General features: G+C 65.2%; 12 protein-coding genes. 6 read left to right on the top strand and 6 right to left on the bottom strand.

Going from position 1 to position 15,353, the window contains the following annotated elements:
- Window positions 1–36: 36 nt before the first annotated feature.
- Entirely contained in the window at window positions 37–1,635 is a 1,599-nt protein-coding gene (locus KF886_22625) for an arylsulfatase (protein ID MBX3180154.1), read from the top strand.
- On the opposite strand, the gene KF886_22630 is transcribed toward KF886_22625, so the two are convergent.
- The 4 genes from KF886_22630 to KF886_22645 all read right to left on the bottom strand — a co-directional run bounded on the left by KF886_22630 (window position 1,636) and on the right by KF886_22645 (window position 5,893).
- A complete protein-coding gene (locus KF886_22630) occupies window positions 1,636–2,148 on the bottom strand; it encodes a GNAT family N-acetyltransferase (GenBank protein MBX3180155.1) in 513 nt (170 codons plus the stop codon).
- Window positions 2,148–2,435 carry a DUF1778 domain-containing protein gene (locus KF886_22635; protein MBX3180156.1) on the bottom strand — a complete coding sequence of 96 codons (288 nt, stop codon included), beginning with the start codon at window positions 2,433–2,435 and terminating at the stop codon, window positions 2,148–2,150. The genes KF886_22630 and KF886_22635 overlap by 1 nt, the downstream gene beginning before the upstream one ends.
- Window positions 2,436–2,648: 213 nt before the next feature.
- Window positions 2,649–4,571, bottom strand: a complete 1,923-nt coding sequence (locus tag KF886_22640) for a HEAT repeat domain-containing protein (GenBank protein MBX3180157.1) — start codon at window positions 4,569–4,571, stop codon at window positions 2,649–2,651.
- Between the two features lie 50 nt (window positions 4,572–4,621).
- Window positions 4,622–5,893 (bottom strand): Gfo/Idh/MocA family oxidoreductase, encoded by a 1,272-nt coding sequence (locus KF886_22645; GenBank protein ID MBX3180158.1) that lies wholly within the window; start codon window positions 5,891–5,893, stop codon window positions 4,622–4,624.
- 248 nt (window positions 5,894–6,141) lie between these two features.
- Between KF886_22645 and KF886_22650 the strand changes: the two genes are divergently transcribed.
- The 4 genes from KF886_22650 to KF886_22665 all read left to right on the top strand — a co-directional run bounded on the left by KF886_22650 (window position 6,142) and on the right by KF886_22665 (window position 10,981).
- Complete coding sequence (locus KF886_22650) at window positions 6,142–7,080, top strand: dihydrodipicolinate synthase family protein (GenBank protein ID MBX3180159.1); 939 nt, start codon at window positions 6,142–6,144, stop codon at window positions 7,078–7,080.
- A gap of 160 nt (window positions 7,081–7,240) precedes the next feature.
- Window positions 7,241–8,524, top strand: a complete 1,284-nt coding sequence (locus KF886_22655; protein MBX3180160.1) for a 6-phospho-beta-glucosidase — start codon at window positions 7,241–7,243, stop codon at window positions 8,522–8,524.
- A gap of 65 nt (window positions 8,525–8,589) precedes the next feature.
- Window positions 8,590–9,480 (top strand): phosphoribosylaminoimidazolesuccinocarboxamide synthase, encoded by an 891-nt coding sequence (locus KF886_22660; protein ID MBX3180161.1) that lies wholly within the window; start codon window positions 8,590–8,592, stop codon window positions 9,478–9,480.
- Between the two features lie 4 nt (window positions 9,481–9,484).
- Entirely contained in the window at window positions 9,485–10,981 is a 1,497-nt protein-coding gene (locus KF886_22665; protein MBX3180162.1) for an amidophosphoribosyltransferase, read from the top strand.
- Between the two features lie 358 nt (window positions 10,982–11,339).
- On the opposite strand, the gene KF886_22670 is transcribed toward KF886_22665, so the two are convergent.
- On the bottom strand, window positions 11,340–12,254 hold the full coding sequence (locus tag KF886_22670) for an alpha/beta hydrolase (GenBank protein MBX3180163.1): 915 nt from the start codon (window positions 12,252–12,254) through the stop codon (window positions 11,340–11,342).
- 386 nt (window positions 12,255–12,640) lie between these two features.
- Between KF886_22670 and KF886_22675 the strand changes: the two genes are divergently transcribed.
- Window positions 12,641–13,360, top strand: coding sequence for a hypothetical protein (locus KF886_22675; protein MBX3180164.1), 720 nt, complete (start codon window positions 12,641–12,643; stop codon window positions 13,358–13,360).
- A gap of 7 nt (window positions 13,361–13,367) precedes the next feature.
- Here KF886_22675 and KF886_22680 read toward each other — a convergent pair whose 3' ends face one another.
- Window positions 13,368–15,335, bottom strand: coding sequence for a cyclomaltodextrinase C-terminal domain-containing protein (locus KF886_22680; protein MBX3180165.1), 1,968 nt, complete (start codon window positions 15,333–15,335; stop codon window positions 13,368–13,370).
- Between the last annotated feature and the right edge of the window lie 18 nt (window positions 15,336–15,353).

Below are 15,353 nucleotides of genomic sequence, written 5' to 3' on the forward strand. Positions count from 1 at the left end.
CCGGAGCACGGCGCGGCCAGGTCCCGGAGAACGACGATGCACCGCATACACCATCGGGCGGCGCGGCTCCTGCTCGGACTTGCCCTGATTGCCCTGGCGTCCCCGCGGGATATCGCCGCGGCGGAATCACGCCCCAACATCCTTCTCATCATGTCCGACGATATGGGCTATTCCGACGCGGGATGTTACGGCGGCGAAATCGCCACGCCGAACCTCGACAGTCTTGCGGAGGGCGGTCTGCGCTTCGCCCAGTTCTACTCCACCGGACGCTGCTGGCCGTCGCGCGCCGCCGCGCTCACCGGCTACTACGCCCAGCAGGTGCGGCGGGATGTTTTCGACGAGGAGCGCCTCGGCGCGCGGCCCGCGTGGGCGCCGCTGCTGCCCGTTTTCCTCCGCGACGCCGGCTACCGCAATTATCACTCGGGCAAATGGCACATCGACGGCGAACCGCTCGACAACGGCTTCGACCGGTCGTACCTCGTCCAGGATCAGGACCGCTTCTTCTCGCCCACGAAGCACTTTCTTGACGGAGAAGCCCAGCCCCAGCCCGCGCCCGACAGCGGCTACTACGCCACCATCGCCATCGCCGATCACGCCGTGGGCGTTTTGCGGGACCATGCGCGCGATCACGCCGGCGCGCCCTTCTTCCACTACCTCGCCTTCACGGCGCCGCATTTCCCGCTCCATGCGCTGCGGGAGGATATCGACCGCTACCGCATGAGCTACCTCGAAGGCTGGGACGCCATCCGCCGGACGCGGTGGGAACGCCAACGCGAAATGAAGCTGCTGGACACACCGCTCTCCGCGTTGGATCCCGAGATCCTCCCTGGATACAACCTGTCCGAGGCCGATCTCGCATCCCGCATCGGCGTCGGCGAAGCGGGACGGGCTGTCGCCTGGGATACGTTGTCCGAGGCGCAGAAGCGGTTCCAGGCCGAAAAGATGGCGATCCACGCCGCGATGATCGATCGGATGGACCGCGAAATTGGCCGCATTCTCGACCAGATCAAGGCCATGGACGCCTTCGAAAACACCCTCATCCTCTTCGTGTCCGACAATGGCGCGAGCGCGGAGCAAATCATCCGGGGCGACGAACACGATCCCGCCGCACCGCCGGGATCCGCCGCGTCCTACCTCTGCCTGGGGCCGGGCTTCTCGAGCGCAGCGAACACGCCCTTCCGCCTGCACAAATCGTGGACCCATGAAGGCGGCATCACTTCACCACTGATCGTGCACTGGCCGCGCGGGTTGCAAGCCCGCGGCGAAATCCGCCAGCAGGTGGGACACTTCATCGACATCCTGCCCACCCTGCTCGAACTGAGCGGCGCGCCCCGGCCCGAAATCGCCGGCGCTCCCGCGTTGCCCGGACGCAGCCTCGTTTCGAGCTTCACGGAAGACCAGGCGGTTGATCGGCCCTTCCTCTGGTGGCGCCATGTCGGCCACTCCGCCCTCCGCCAGGGCGATTGGAAGATCGTCAAGCGCAACGAGGAATCCACCTGGTCGCTCCACAACCTCCGGACGGATCGCGGCGAAATGATTGACCTGGCCGCCGAAGAACCGGAGATCGCCGCCCGCCTCGAAGGGCTATGGGAGGAGGCTGCGGCGACATTCCGGAAGGAGGCGGCGGGGGAGTAGTCAGCGCGTTCGGTCGTCCAAGGATAGCCCCGCGCGAATATCCGCCAAGGTTACCATAAGCAACATCGGCTCGCTTGGACTTGGCGTGAAACCAAGTGTGATGTAGAATTCACGCACCGCGTCGGATATGGCATGTACAACAATTCCACGAATCCCGATTAGATGGGCCGCCTGCGCTATGCGATTCACGGCGTCACGTAACAGCGCGCGTCCCAAACCCTGACCCTGCCACTCCGCATCGACCGCCAAACGAGCGAGTACGGCTACCGGAATCGGGTCCGGCATATTGCGGCGAAAGCGGCCTGGCGCCGCGGCGGCCGCCACCACGCCCGAAGCGAGGGCGTAATACGCGACAACACGGTTTCCGTGACATACAACATAGGTGCGAGTGGCGCCGCTTGCCTGATTGGCCCGTGAGCGGCGCGTGAGCCAGGCATCCAGCGAAGGCTCGCCGGACTGAAAGCTCTCAATGGCGTGGTGCGCCTCCAGGAGTTCTGGTGGCGAAAGACCCATCATTTTTCCCAGGGTGGCTTGGAGTGGAGGGTCTTGAGGAGGCGCTCGTTCGGGCGTGGGGGCGCATCAAGCAGCGCCACGAAGGCTTTGTATCCTTCGGGGTCGAGCAAGAATACCGTCCGTTCCTTCAACGCCTCCTCGGCGGCATGGCGGGCGGCATCCAGCACAAAGTCCGTTCGATTTTTTCCGGATAGTTCGGCGGCCTGATCGATCAAGCCCCGCAGTTCCGGCGAGATCCGAAGATTCAAGGTGCTTCTCTTGGTCTTTTCTTGACGCGGCGCGGCCATATGGCATACTCCTTTTCTGGCATCCAGCATACCGTAATGACATTGTCATTGCAAGGTCTCGCGAATCCTTGTGCAATCCGCTCAGGTTGCCCCACCGGAGAACGGCACGCTTCAAGAGTCTCAACTGCGAATCCCCAGAACGCTCCAGAAACGCAAAAACGCGCCCGCGGATTGGCGATCCGCAGGCGCGTTCTCGTTTGCCTTTACGCCGTCCTACTTCAATCGCTCCAGCATTTTATCCGCCATTGCGCGGATCGCATCCGTGGCCGCTTTTTCTTTCAGCAACTCCATGGATTTCCGGGCGCGCGCCTTGCCGTCTTCGCCGTGGTTCCCGACGCCTTCCGCCACCTTGAGCAGCGCCATAGACGCCTCCCGCTGCACCTCGGGATCGTCCAGCTGCGACTCCAACATGTCCAGCGCCGGGCCGGAATGGACATTCCCATACGCCGAGAGGATCATCCACTTCTCCTCTTTCGTGCGCGCCAGCTCCATGGCCTGCGCCATCATGGCGTTTTTCGGATCGTGCTCCGGGTGGTTTTCGGCCAGGCGCGTGTAGCCGCGCAGGCCGGCATCGTGGCGCGCCGGATCTTCGGACTTCGCCAGGTCCAGCAGCGCCGGGGCCGCATCCTGCGATGGCCAGGTCGCCAGAACCTGAAGCGCCGCCTTTTGCATGGCCGCGTCCCCCGAATCCAACAGTTTCAGCACCGGCTGGAGGGCCTCGGTTCCGCCGATACGCCCGAGCGCGTCAACCAGGGCAATTTGCACCGGGTCTGGCGCGTGCTCAATACTCGCCAGCACAATCGGAAGCGCCTCCTCGCGGCCCCCGGCGGCGATACCGCCCAGCGCGCGCGACGCCAAGGCGAATTCCTCTGTATCCAGGCCCGCGTTCATCCGCTCGATAAGCGGCGGAAGCTCCGCCACCGTGCCCTGCTGCTGCAAGACCCGAAGGGCCGCCAGGCGCACTGCCCCGTCGCCGTCGTTCAAGTGCTTTCGGGCCTGGTTCACCGCCTGCGGCGCAATGCGCACCGCAAGCAATTCAAGGAGTTGCGCGCGAATCGCGGGGGCGACATCCGGCATCGTCTGCACGATGCGATTGTCCACCGCCGGCCCGCGAAGCCGGATCAGGCTGCTCCGCGCGGCGGAAGAAAGCGCCCCGCCTTCCAGCAGGCCCGCCAGCAACGGGACATCCTCGCCGCCGCCCAGCGAACCCAGCGCCGTAACCGCGGCGGTCCGCACCTCGGCGCTGTCGCTGCCCACCAGCGGGAGCACGCCCTCGCGGGCGGACTTGTCCCCGCGCCGGGTCAGGCCTTCGAGCAGCATCACCTGGGCGTCCGCCGGGAGTTGCGGCAGCGCGGCCACATACTTCGCCGTGGCCGGTTTGCCTTTGGTGTCGGCGACCACCTCGCGCGCCAGATTGCGGAAGAGCGGATCGCGGCCCTGAAGGGCCTTCACCACCCGCTCGGGCGTCTTGTTCGGGGCGGCCTGCGCCAGCCCGTAGAACGCGCCGGCGCGCACGAACTCCGGATTCTCCTTCTTCCGCAGCGCCTGGAAGATCGCCAGAGCCTCCTTGCGCTTCTTTTCCGCGGCCAATTGCTGGCCCGCCGCGAGCAGGCCTTCCGCCACGTCCAGGCGATTCGCGCCCGTCTGGTGCACCGCCATCAACGCCTCAACGGCCGGTGCGGATGCAATCCGGCCAAGCGCCGCCGCGGCCGCCCGCGCCACATTGGCGTTCGCATGCCCGAGCAACGGCTGGATGGCCGCCACGCCCTCCGCGTCGCGCCGTGCCCCAAGCGAAGCGAGCAGTCCCGGCAATACTTCCTCGGGCACGCCCTCAAGCGCCCCACGGAGCGCGGCGCCCGCTTCCGGAAAGGGCATGTCTTCCAGCGCGTAGCGCGCCAGGTGCGATTCCTTCAGATCGTGAAGGCCCTTCGCAATCGCCGGGACCGACGCCGCCGTCCCGACCTGGCGCAGCCCGCGGTAGGCGTTCATACGCGCGGTGTACTCCGTTTCCGTCTCCAGGGCCGCCAGTAGCGCGGCTTCATCATAGGGCGCATTTTCCTGCGCAAACGCCGGCCCGGCGGCGATCAGCAGCAGCGCCACCGCAAACAGGCCCGAAATCAGTCGTACATTCAACATGGTCGTCTCTTTCTGCCGCCGCTCCGATCGGATCGGATGCGGCGCGGGAATTACAGGTACCAGGGTTCGCGGTAGGCACGGGAAATCAAACGGTTCGCTTCCGGATCGTCCGGGCAGGTCTCCGTGATCGGATCCCACTTCACCGGGCGGCCCAGCCGCTTCACCATGTTCGCCACGTGGCACGCCGAGATGCTGCGGTGCGCCGTCTCCGCGTCCGAAACGCACTGAACCCGCGAATAGACACTATCGAGAAACGCGCGGACGTGATTCTCGGGCGGGTAGCCGCCTTCAAAGCCACGGTTGCCCAGGAGGGATTTCGGATGGGCCTCGATTTCGCCGGAGTCGCCGGTTTCCACCCAGCCCTCGTCGCCCTCAAAGCGCACGGGGCACGATCCGAAGCGCAGGCCGTTCCGGATGATGAGCTTTGTACCGCTTTCGTAGCGGCCCACCCAGCGCTCGCCTTCCTTCCAGAACTCCACCGGGCCGGTGTGGTCGGAACTGTTCGCCCACTGGCACAAATCCACCGTGTGGCTGCCCCATTCGGTGATGGAGGCGCCGCTCCAGTCGACGTGATCGCTCCAGAAGCCGCGGGTCGGGTATTCGTGGTTGTAGGGGCGCCAGAGTGACGGCCCAAGCCACATGTCCCAGTCGAAAACCTCGCGCGCGGGTTCCGGTTCCTCTGGAAGCACCGTGTCCTTGAGGATTTTCATGCCCGGCGCTTCTTCGGCGTGGAGCTCCGTCAGGTTGCCCAGCTTGCCGCTGCGCGCGAGTTCGCAGGCGAACTGGAAATTCCCGATGCTGCGCCGCTGCGTGCCGCACTGGTAGATGCGTCCCAGGCGCTTCATCGTATCGGCGACCGCGCGCGACTCCGAAATCGTCACGCTCATCGGCTTCTCGCAAAACATGTCCTTGCCGGCGCGCGCCGCTTCGAGCGAGATGCCCGAATGCCAGTTGTCGCCAGTGGCGATAAGCACCACGTCGATATCCTCGCGGGCGAGCAGTTCGCGGAAATCAATGTACTCCGCGCAGGCCTCATTCTTGTAATACTGGTTCACCTGCGCCGCCGCCTGCGCGCGCCGGTCCGCATAACAATCGCACACCGCCAGCACCTGCGTGTCCGGCTGTTCGAGAAACGCCTGCATTACGCGGCGCCCGCGCCCGCCGACGCCGATCACGCCGACACCCAGCCGGTTGCCGGCGGCGGACTTCGCATGCGCCGCGCGAACGAGGATGTTGGGCGCGATGGCCAGCCCGCCCAGGGCGGCGGTACGGCGGATGAAATCGCGGCGAGAGAAATGGGGAGGGGAAATGGGAAGTTTCATGGGGCGCCTCCTTAGCGCGTCAAGCCGCGCAGGGCGTGTGCGCCGGGCATCCCCATCGGGGCGATGTCCGGGCGTTCGCCCCCGCGCGAACTTAACCGGAAACCATCGTCAGGCAATCGGCCGGAAAAGGCCGCTGTCGAACCATCGCCATTGTACATTCTGGAGGCCGGAATATAAAGAAACCGGCGGCGGCTTTCCGCTTGATTTCAAGACGCCCAGCAGCGAAGAATGATGTCCTGGAAATCGCCATGAAGCCCCTCCAACCCCACGAAATTCGCGGCAACTGGGCCACCCTGCTCCTCGCCTGGAACGGGGACGACACCCTGGATCTTCCGCGCGTCGCCCGCGAAATCGACGCGCTGATCGCGTTTCGCGTCAGCGGCGTGTATAGCTGCGGCACGGCGGGGGAGTTCCATACCCTTACCGAAAGTGAATTCGACGCCGTCAGCGCGCTGCTCGCCGAAAAATGCGAGGCCGGGGGAATCCCGTTTCAGCTTGGCGCCAGCCACATGAGCGCGCAACTCTCGCTCGGGCGCGCGCGGCGCGCAGCCGCCCTCCAACCCGGCGCAATTCAGGTCATCCTCCCGGATTGGTGCCCGCTCACCGACGAGGAGGCCATCGCATTCCTCCGCCGCGTCGCAGAGGCCACGGACCCGGTCCCGCTGGTGCTCTACAATCCGCCGCACGCCAAGCGCGTGCTGGAGCCCGCCGAATTCGCCCCGCTTTCGCGGGAGGTCCCCGCGCTCGCCGGGATCAAGACCGCCGCCGGGGACGCCGTGTGGTACGCCGCCATGCGATCGCATATCCGGCACCTGAGCGTATTCGTCCCGGGCCACCGGCTCGCCACGGGCATTCGCGAGGGCGCGCACGGAGCCTACTCCAACGCCGCCTGCCTGCACCCCGGGGCGGCCCAGCGCTGGTACGAATGCATGTTGAAGGATATCGACGCCGCCCTCGAACTCGAATCGCGCCTCGGCGCGTTCATGGCCGAGCACATTGTCCCCTTCATCACGCGAGACGGCTACTGCCCCGCCGCCTGCGATCGCCTGCTCGCGCAAATCGGCAACTGGGCGGACGTGGGGGCGCGGATGCGCTGGCCCTACCGCGCCATACCCGTACAAGAGGCCAAGCGGCTGCGTCCAATCGCCCGCGATCTCGTGCCGGAATTCGTATCTGAGCCAACGTGAAGCGGCAATTCGGTCCCCGCTTCATTGACTTCCGGCGGGTGGGGCCGCTATGATCAGGGCGTCGCGGGCGCGGTAATGCGCGGTCCGGTTCGTGGCGCACCCTAAGCATCCCCACACCAACGGGTTGCACTCAAAATACACCCACAGGAATCTACCTTCCATGAAGTTTACCATTATCGGTGGCGGCAGTTCCTATACCCCCGAGCTCCTCGACGGCCTCTTTTCCCGTCTCGACGCCATCCCCGTCAAAGAAGTCTGGATGATGGATCTGGACAACGATCGCCTCCAGATCAACGCGGGCTTCGCGCGCCGGATGGCGGAGAAGCACGGCAACCCCTTTACCGTGCATACCACCACGGACATGCGCGAAGCGGTTGCGGGCGCGAAGTATGTGATCACGCAGATCCGCGTGGGGCAGATGCAGGCCCGCATCGAGGACGAACGCCTGGGCCTGCGGCACAACATCGTGGGCCAGGAAACCACCGGCGTGGGCGGCTTCGCCTGCGCGCTTCGGACGATTCCCCGGATTCTGGACGTCGCCCACGCGATGGAAGAGCTGGCGCCGGACGGCTACCTCCTCAACTTCACGAATCCCGCCGGTATCGTGACAGAAGCCGTGCTCAAGCACAGCACGATCAAGAGCGTCGGCCTGTGCAATGTGCCCATCGGCATGATCATGGAGACGATAAAGTATTTCGGGGGCGAAGTCGCCGATATCGAGCTGGATTACGTGGGCCTGAACCACCTGAGCTGGGTGCGCCAGTTCAAGCGCAAAGGCGAGGACGTCACGGCCGGGATATTGGAGAAGTTCTTCGAGAATGCCCGCTCCGAATGGGAACACGAGATCACGCGGAACAACATGATCGCCGCGATGAGCAGCCTGGGCATGTTCTGCAACTACTATCTCCAGTATTTCTACTCGACGGACACCGTGCTGGAGACGATCAAGGCGAAGCCGAAGACGCGCGGGGAGGAGGTGCTGGAGATTGAGGCGGCCCTCTTCAAGAAGTACGCCGACCCGAACCTGAACGAGAAGCCCGAGGAACTGGGCAAGCGCGGCGGCGCGCACTACTCGACCGCGGCGTTTTACCTCATCGACGGCATCGAGAACGACCGCCAGAACCGCCAGATCGTGTGCTGCCGCAACAACGGCGCGATTCCGACCTTTGACGACGACGTGTCGGTGGAGGTCAGCGCGATCATCGGCAAGGACGGCGCGAAAGCAATCCCCCAGAGCGCGCCGGAGCCGCCGATCCGCGGGCTGATGCAGCATGTGAAGGCGTACGAGACGATGACGGTGCAGGCGGCGGTGACGGGCGATCGCGAGGCGGCGTTCCAGGCGCTGCTGCTGAATCCGCTGACGCCCAACGCCACCGGCTGCCGCGCGCTGCTCGACGACCTGCTGGAGGTCAACAAGCCGCACCTCCAGGGCACGTTCTTCTAACGCTTTACGCTTTACGCCTTACGCCCAAAGCCCAAAGCCTAAAGCCTAATTCTCGGAGTTTCTGCATGACCCAAGCCATTTGCGAGACGTCGTTGCCGGGCCGGGCGCCGGATTCCCGGGGCAAGGTGCGCGATCTCTACGATCTCGGCGATCGCCTGCTCCTGGTGGCGACGGACCGGATTTCGGCGTTCGACTGGGTCAACCCGGTGGGCATTCCGGACAAAGGCAAGATTCTCACCCAAATCTCCCTGTTCTGGTTTGAACAGCTGGACGGAATCGTCAGGAATCACCTGATTTCGGCCGATCTCAAGGATTTTCCCCCGGAATTTCAGGCCCACCCGGAAATGTTTGACGGCCGTTCGATGTTGGTTAAGAAGTGTGCGATGTTTCCGGTGGAATTCGTGATCCGCGGCTACCTGGCGGGCAGCGGCCTGAAGGAGTACCAGGAACGCGGGACAGTCTGCGATATTCCCCTGCCGCCGGGGCTGGTGGAGTCGAGCAAGCTGGAGACGCCGATTTACACGCCCGCGACCAAGTCGAACGATGGCCACGACATCAACATCAGCCCGGAAAAAGCCGGCGAGATCATTGGCGCGGAATGGAACACGAAGGCCTCGGACGCGGCCCTGCGCGCGTATGAGCGGGGCCGGGACGTGGCGGCGGAGCGCGGCATCATTCTTTGCGACACGAAATTCGAGTTTGGCGTGCTGGACGGCGATCTGATTCTCGCCGACGAGGCGCTTACGCCGGACTCGTCACGATTCTGGCCCGCCGCGACCTACCAGCCCGGCGTCGGCCAGCCGAGCTTTGACAAGCAGTTTGTTCGCGACTACCTGTCGAGCACCGGGTGGGACAAGAACTCCCCGCAGCCGCCGCTTCCGGACGACGTGGTGGTGAAGACGCGGGAAAAATACTTCGAAGCCTACCACCTGCTGACCGGGAAAAAGGACCTCTGAGCGCATGAACGCTGACCGGCTCGCCGCCCTGATCGAAAACCCGCCCCCGCAATACCACCCCAAACCCGCCGGCTGGGAACGGGACGACCAGGTCCAGGACGAGTGCGGCGTGTTCGGCGTGTTCGGGCATGCGGAAGCCGCGCGCCTGATCTACCTCGGCCTCTACGCCCTCCAGCACCGCGGCCAGGAAGGCGCCGGGATCGTCTGCTCGAAGGACGGCGCCCTCACCGCGCACCGCGGCGTCGGCCTCGTTTCCGATGTCTTCAAGCCCCATAAGCTCGCGCGCGTTAAGGGCACCCACGGCATCGGCCATGTCCGCTATTCCACATTCGGCAGCAACAACCTCCACAACGTCCAACCCCTCGTCGTAAGCTACGCACGCGGCTCCATGGCCGTCGCCCACAACGGAAACCTCGTCAATGCCGGCCAGCTCCGCGACACCCTCGAGGACATCGGCGCCATCTTCCAATCCACCACGGACAGCGAGGTAATCATCCACCATGTCTCCCGGTCGCGCGGGGAGACGTTTACCGACTGCGTCATCGAAGCCCTTAGCGAGGTTATCGGCGCCTACTCCGTCCTCGTCATGAACGGCGAGGAAATCGTCGCCGCGCGCGACCCGCACGGCTTCCGCCCCCTCTGGCTCGGCCGCCTCGACGGCGCCTACGTCCTCGCCAGCGAAACCTGCGCCCTCGACCTCATCGACGCGGTCCGCGTCCGCGAAATCGCGCCCGGCGAAGTCGTCACCATCAACCGCGACGGCATCCAAAGCCAATTCCCCTTCCCGCCGGTCACGCCGAAGCAGTGCATCTTCGAGTACATCTACGTCTCCCGGCCCGACAGCGATATCTTCGGCGCCAGCGTCGACGAAGTCCGCAAGAACATGGGCCGCGAACTCGCCCGCACCGCACCCGTCGAAGCCGACCTCGTCATGGCGGTGCCCGACTCCTCCAACCCCGCCGCCCTCGGCTACGCCCACGAATCCAGCATCCCCTTCGACATGGGCATCATCCGCAACCACTACGTCGGCCGCACCTTCATCGAACCCGAGCAGGGCATCCGCGATTTCGGCGTCCGCATCAAGCTCAACCCCTCCCGCAGCGCCATCGAAGGCAAGCGCATCGTCCTCGTCGACGACAGCATCGTCCGCGGCACCACCGCCAAGAAGATCATCAAAATGCTCCGCAACCACGGCGCAAAGGAAATCCACTTCCGCATCTCATCGCCGCCCATCATCAATTCCTGCCACTACGGCATCGACACCCCCAACCCCAGCAAACTCATCGCCTACAACTTCTCCGTCGAAGAAATCCGCCAATACCTCGGCGTCGACTCCCTCGCCTTTCTCCCCATCGACGCCCTCGTCCGCGCCACCGGCGGCGACCCCGAATGCTTCTGCCTCGGCTGCTTCAACAACCAATACCCCACCCTCATCCCCGGCGACTTCCAGCTCAAAGTCCCCGTCGGCCGCCACGTCGACCACAGCACGGAAGTCGTTTAGGCCCGAGGCTGGAGCCTTTAGGCTGTAGGCTGTCCGCAGAAGGCGGATTGCCCGTGCACCCTTCTCGGTGTGCCACGGTCAAGCGCGGCGGCAACACCGTCGGATAGCTTGCCCGTGCCGCCTCACGAAGAAACGCCCCGTCCGCCGCAGGCGGATCGCCCGTGCCCCCGCATCCCCCCAAAAACCTCCCGGTGTGCCACGGTCAAGCGCGGCGGCAACGCCGCCGGATAGCTTGCCCGTGTCCCCTCTCTTCCCCACGTGCGCGGGGGCCCTCCGTTCGGATTCGCGAATCCAGATCCCTCCCCCTTTCACCCCATCATCGTTTCAGATTCCGGAACGATAGACGCCTTTTTTCCGATCATTCCTTCAGGTGTTGGTCAAAAAAAACAAAAATGCGCTGGACCATCTCCGGTTCGCGGGCGATACCCATGCCGTGTTTGCCGCCCTGCACGGCGATGAGTTCGGCGGGGGATCCGGCGGCTATGAGGGCGTCGGCGAAGCGGGTGGATTGTTCGAGTTCCACGCGGCGATCGTCGGTGCCGTGGATGAGCAGCATGGGGGGGAGGCCGGGGCGGACGTAGGCGGCGGGGGAGGCGCGGCGCGCGGGTTCGGGGAGGTCGATGGGGGTTCCGCCGAGGAAGCGGATGACGACCTCGTCGTTTTCGAGGCCGAAGCTGAAGGAGAGGGGCTGGCGGAGGTCCATGGGGCCGCAGACGGGCACGGCGGCCTGGATGGCGCTGGAATGTTCGGTCAGGCCGCTGGCGCCGTCGAATTCCGCGGCGTCGGCGGTGACGGCAAGCATGGCGGAGAGGTGCCCGCCGGCGGAGGCGCCGATCGCGCCGATGTGGTCGGGGTCGATGCGGTAGGCGCTGGCGTTGGCGCGGAGCCAGCGGATGGCGAGGCGGGCGTCTTCGACGGCGGCGGGGAATTTGGCTTCGTCCGAGAGGCGGTAGGCGATGGAAACGCCGGCGTAGCCGCGGTCGGCGAGGGCCTTGAGAAGGTTGAAGGTGGATTGGCCGCCCTTGCCGCCGGTGTACCAGCCGCCGCCGTGGATGTGGACGACGGCGGGGCGGGGATCGGCGGCGGGGTCGGCGGGATAGAGAATGTCGAGAATCTGCGCGGGGGACTGGGCGCCATAGGGCACGTCGGTATCGAAGTTGAGGCCGGTTCCCTCGAGATCGGGGCTCTCCTGGGCGGCGGCGGGAAGGAGGGCGAGGAGGAGCAGTGCGGCGCGGGTGTGGCGCAGGAGTGTGCGGGTCGTGGCTGGATGCATGGTTCGGGGTCTCCGGTATTGCGGCGCGCCATCGGCTGCCCGGGGGATAGGGTAGCGCACGGGGCGGGGGCCAGGGCAATCGCACTTAAACTCGACCTTGGTATATGGGCGTAAGCTTGAATTGATTTGGAACCTTGAATCAACGATAGTGCGCGTTTTGGAGCGCCGGCATCTGTGCCGGCAAGGTCGGGGATTCGCCGCAGGCGAAATGCCAGCGCTCCAACACGCGCCCTTCTTAACATCGAAGGTGGTTCATGTGGCACGCGGCCCGAGTTGGAAGTTTAAATGTGATTGCCCTGGGGCGGGGGGAATGCCGTTTTTTGCGCCGCGCCCCTTCGTGGTAAAGTACGGGTTCGGGCGGCGTGCCGCTGGAGGACGCAATCGCGATGGCCATCGAGTTCAAATGTGTATGCGGGAAGGCATTCCGGGTGGAGGACCACCTGGCGGGGCAGCGGGGGACGTGCCCGCAATGCAAGATGCCGATCACGGTGCCGGGGGAGCCGCCGCGTGCGGCGGATGAGGGTCCGTCGGGCCCGCGTTTCGCGCCGGAGCAGTTGATGGCGTATTTCCAGCAGCACCAGTCGTCGAATATCTTTTTGCTGCACCCGCACATCCCCGAGGGGCGCGCGGCGTCGGTGCGGGCCTTTTTCGGGATCGATCCGGCCGATCCGCTGCTGGGGGTGTTTCATCCGGGGCTGCTGGTGGCGGGGGAGGAGACCCTGGCGCTGACCGGGCATGGGCTGTATGTGAAAAAGGCGGACCTGACGAAGGGCTTCGGATCGTACGAGTCGCTGCTGGAGGGGAGCATCCACCTGGAGGGAACGCGCGACCTGGTGATTCAGGCGGTGAAGCCCGAGCGCTACCGCTACCGGGTGCTCGTGCCGCCCGGGATTGCGGAGTACCTCTCGCGGATCCTTCGCGGGCTCCAGCTCGTGCTGAATGGCCGCGACCCCGCGCCGATCTTCGCGGGGCAGTCGGCGGCGAACGTGTTGCAGGAGCTCCGCGCCGAGCGCCAGGGGCTGCTGCCCACCGCAAGCATGCAGGGCAGTGGCAGCGGGGGCGGCGAGAAGCGGGGCCTTCTCGGGGGCATCCTGAAAAAGCGCTGAGCCCGGCCTATCCGCCCGACCGCGCCAGCACGCAAAACTGGTACGGCGCAAGTTCGAGGTGTTTCGCCGCGAGGATCGTGCGCCCAGTGAGCAGGTCGGCCATCGACTTGCGCATCCCGAGCTGGCGCAGGCGCTTCGCGTCGATGAGCTGGGTCTCCGCGCTGAAATTCGCAAATACGAGAGACGTGTGGTTCTCGTGGACGCGGAAGTAGGCGAAGACCCTGTCGTTGCCGGGGTCGAAGATGTCGGTGTCGGCGCGGGTGAACGCGGGGTTCTGGTGGCGCAGGGTGATTAGGCGCGCAATGCCGTTGTACACCCGCCCGGGGATGCTCTCGATATCCCAGCGGCTTTCCGCCTTTTTCCAGTCAAAGGGCGATCGGTGCAGCCAGCGGCTGTCCTCCGATTTGTCCGGGTCCTCGAGGAAGCTGTAGTCATTGAGCGAGGCGATTTCGTCGCCCAGGTAGATCAGCGGTACGCCGCCGATCGTCATGATGACGCCGTGCAACAGCAGGACGCGCTTGATCGCCAGGTCGATGGCGGTCTCGTCGTTCTCTTCGATGGCTTTTTCCAGGCCGCACAGCGAGGCGCAGGTGCCCGAGACGCGGGCCTGGCCGGTGTCCGGGTCCTCCTGAAACTTGGACCCGCGCGCGAAGCTCTCCTCAAAGCTGCCCGTGTAGAAATCGGTAAGGAAGCGGCGGTGATCGGCGGGGTTAATGCCCGCCTGCTCCACATCGTCGTCGCCGAAGCCCCAGCCGATGTCGTCGTGACAGCGGACGTAGTTCACCCAGGCGCAGCCGTCGTCAATCTGGAAGCGGTGGCGCATGGCGCGGCGGAGGATGCGGCAATCCTGCGTGGCCAGGGCCTCCCAGAGCAGGGCCATCAGCTGGGGGTTGTACGACAGCTCGCACTTGTCGAGGCTGATGTACTTCCGGACCTCGTCGGGGTGGACGATGGCTTCGGACTTGAACACCATGGCCGGCGCGGCAATGTCCTTGAGCGCATTGAAGGCCTGCACAAGCCGGTGCGCCCCTTCGAGGTTCTGGCAGCCGGTGCCGATTTCCTTCCACGTAAACGCAATGGCGTCCAGGCGCAGGGCCTCGACGCCGCGGTTGGCGAGGAAGAGCATCTCCTCCATCATCCCGCGGAACACCTCGGGGTTTTCGTAATTCAGGTCCCACTGAAAGTTGTAAAACGAGGTCCACACCCATTTCCGGATCGGGTTGCGGTAGCTGAAGCACCCGGGGAACTCGTCCGGAAACACCGTCGCAATGCTCTTCTCGTACGCGTCCGGCATCGTCCGGTCGGGATACATGCGGTAGTAGGCCTGGTAGTCTTCGTCGCCGGCCAGGGCGCGTTTGGCCCACTGGTGCTCGTCGGAGGTGTGGTTGAAGACGAAGTCCAGCACAAGCGAAATCCCGCGCTGACGCAACTCCGAGGCCAGGTGCTCGATATCGTCCATCGTGCCCAGATCCGGGCTCACTTCCCGGTAGCTGCTCACCGCGTAGCCGCCGTCGTTGTCGCCCACCGGCGTCTTGAAGACCGGCATGAGGTGCAGGTAGGTGATGCCCAGGTCCGCCAGGTACGGGATGCGCCGGATGAGCCCCTTGAGATCCTCCGCGAAGAGATCCACGTAGCACATCGCGCCCACGACGCGGTGGGACTGGTACCAGTGCGGGTCGTGCTCGCGCAGGGCGTCGAGCGCCTTCAACTGGGGCGCCCGCTCGATCCAGTAGCGTGTGGCGGCGGCCAGAATCGCCTCCACGTGGTAGAAAAAGTCGTATTCCCGCCCGTAGAGGTAATGGAGGCTGCGAAAAAGGCGATCAAAGTTCCGGCGGAGCCGATCCTCGTAGCCCGCCCAGGCGTCCGGGTCGATCTGCGACTCAAACTGCGCCTGCAACCGGGGCAGGATCCGTTCCAACGTGGCGGTTACCCGCCGCCGCATAATCCGTTCTTCTTCCGCTGGCGGTGTGGTCATGCGCCGTTCCTGGCTGGT

Source organism: Candidatus Hydrogenedentota bacterium (assembly GCA_019637335.1).
GTDB lineage: Bacteria > Hydrogenedentota > Hydrogenedentia > Hydrogenedentales > JAEUWI01 > JAEUWI01.

Coding starts and splice junctions, on each gene's coding strand:
- KF886_22625 (MBX3180154.1), top strand. CDS start 37: ATGCACCGCATACACCATCGGGCGGCGCGGCTCCTGCTCGGACTTGCC.
- KF886_22630 (MBX3180155.1), bottom strand. CDS start 2,148: ATGGGTCTTTCGCCACCAGAACTCCTGGAGGCGCACCACGCCATTGAG.
- KF886_22635 (MBX3180156.1), bottom strand. CDS start 2,435: ATGGCCGCGCCGCGTCAAGAAAAGACCAAGAGAAGCACCTTGAATCTT.
- KF886_22640 (MBX3180157.1), bottom strand. CDS start 4,571: ATGTTGAATGTACGACTGATTTCGGGCCTGTTTGCGGTGGCGCTGCTG.
- KF886_22645 (MBX3180158.1), bottom strand. CDS start 5,893: ATGAAACTTCCCATTTCCCCTCCCCATTTCTCTCGCCGCGATTTCATC.
- KF886_22650 (MBX3180159.1), top strand. CDS start 6,142: ATGAAGCCCCTCCAACCCCACGAAATTCGCGGCAACTGGGCCACCCTG.
- KF886_22655 (MBX3180160.1), top strand. CDS start 7,241: ATGAAGTTTACCATTATCGGTGGCGGCAGTTCCTATACCCCCGAGCTC.
- KF886_22660 (MBX3180161.1), top strand. CDS start 8,590: ATGACCCAAGCCATTTGCGAGACGTCGTTGCCGGGCCGGGCGCCGGAT.
- KF886_22665 (MBX3180162.1), top strand. CDS start 9,485: ATGAACGCTGACCGGCTCGCCGCCCTGATCGAAAACCCGCCCCCGCAA.
- KF886_22670 (MBX3180163.1), bottom strand. CDS start 12,254: ATGCATCCAGCCACGACCCGCACACTCCTGCGCCACACCCGCGCCGCA.
- KF886_22675 (MBX3180164.1), top strand. CDS start 12,641: ATGGCCATCGAGTTCAAATGTGTATGCGGGAAGGCATTCCGGGTGGAG.
- KF886_22680 (MBX3180165.1), bottom strand. CDS start 15,335: ATGACCACACCGCCAGCGGAAGAAGAACGGATTATGCGGCGGCGGGTA.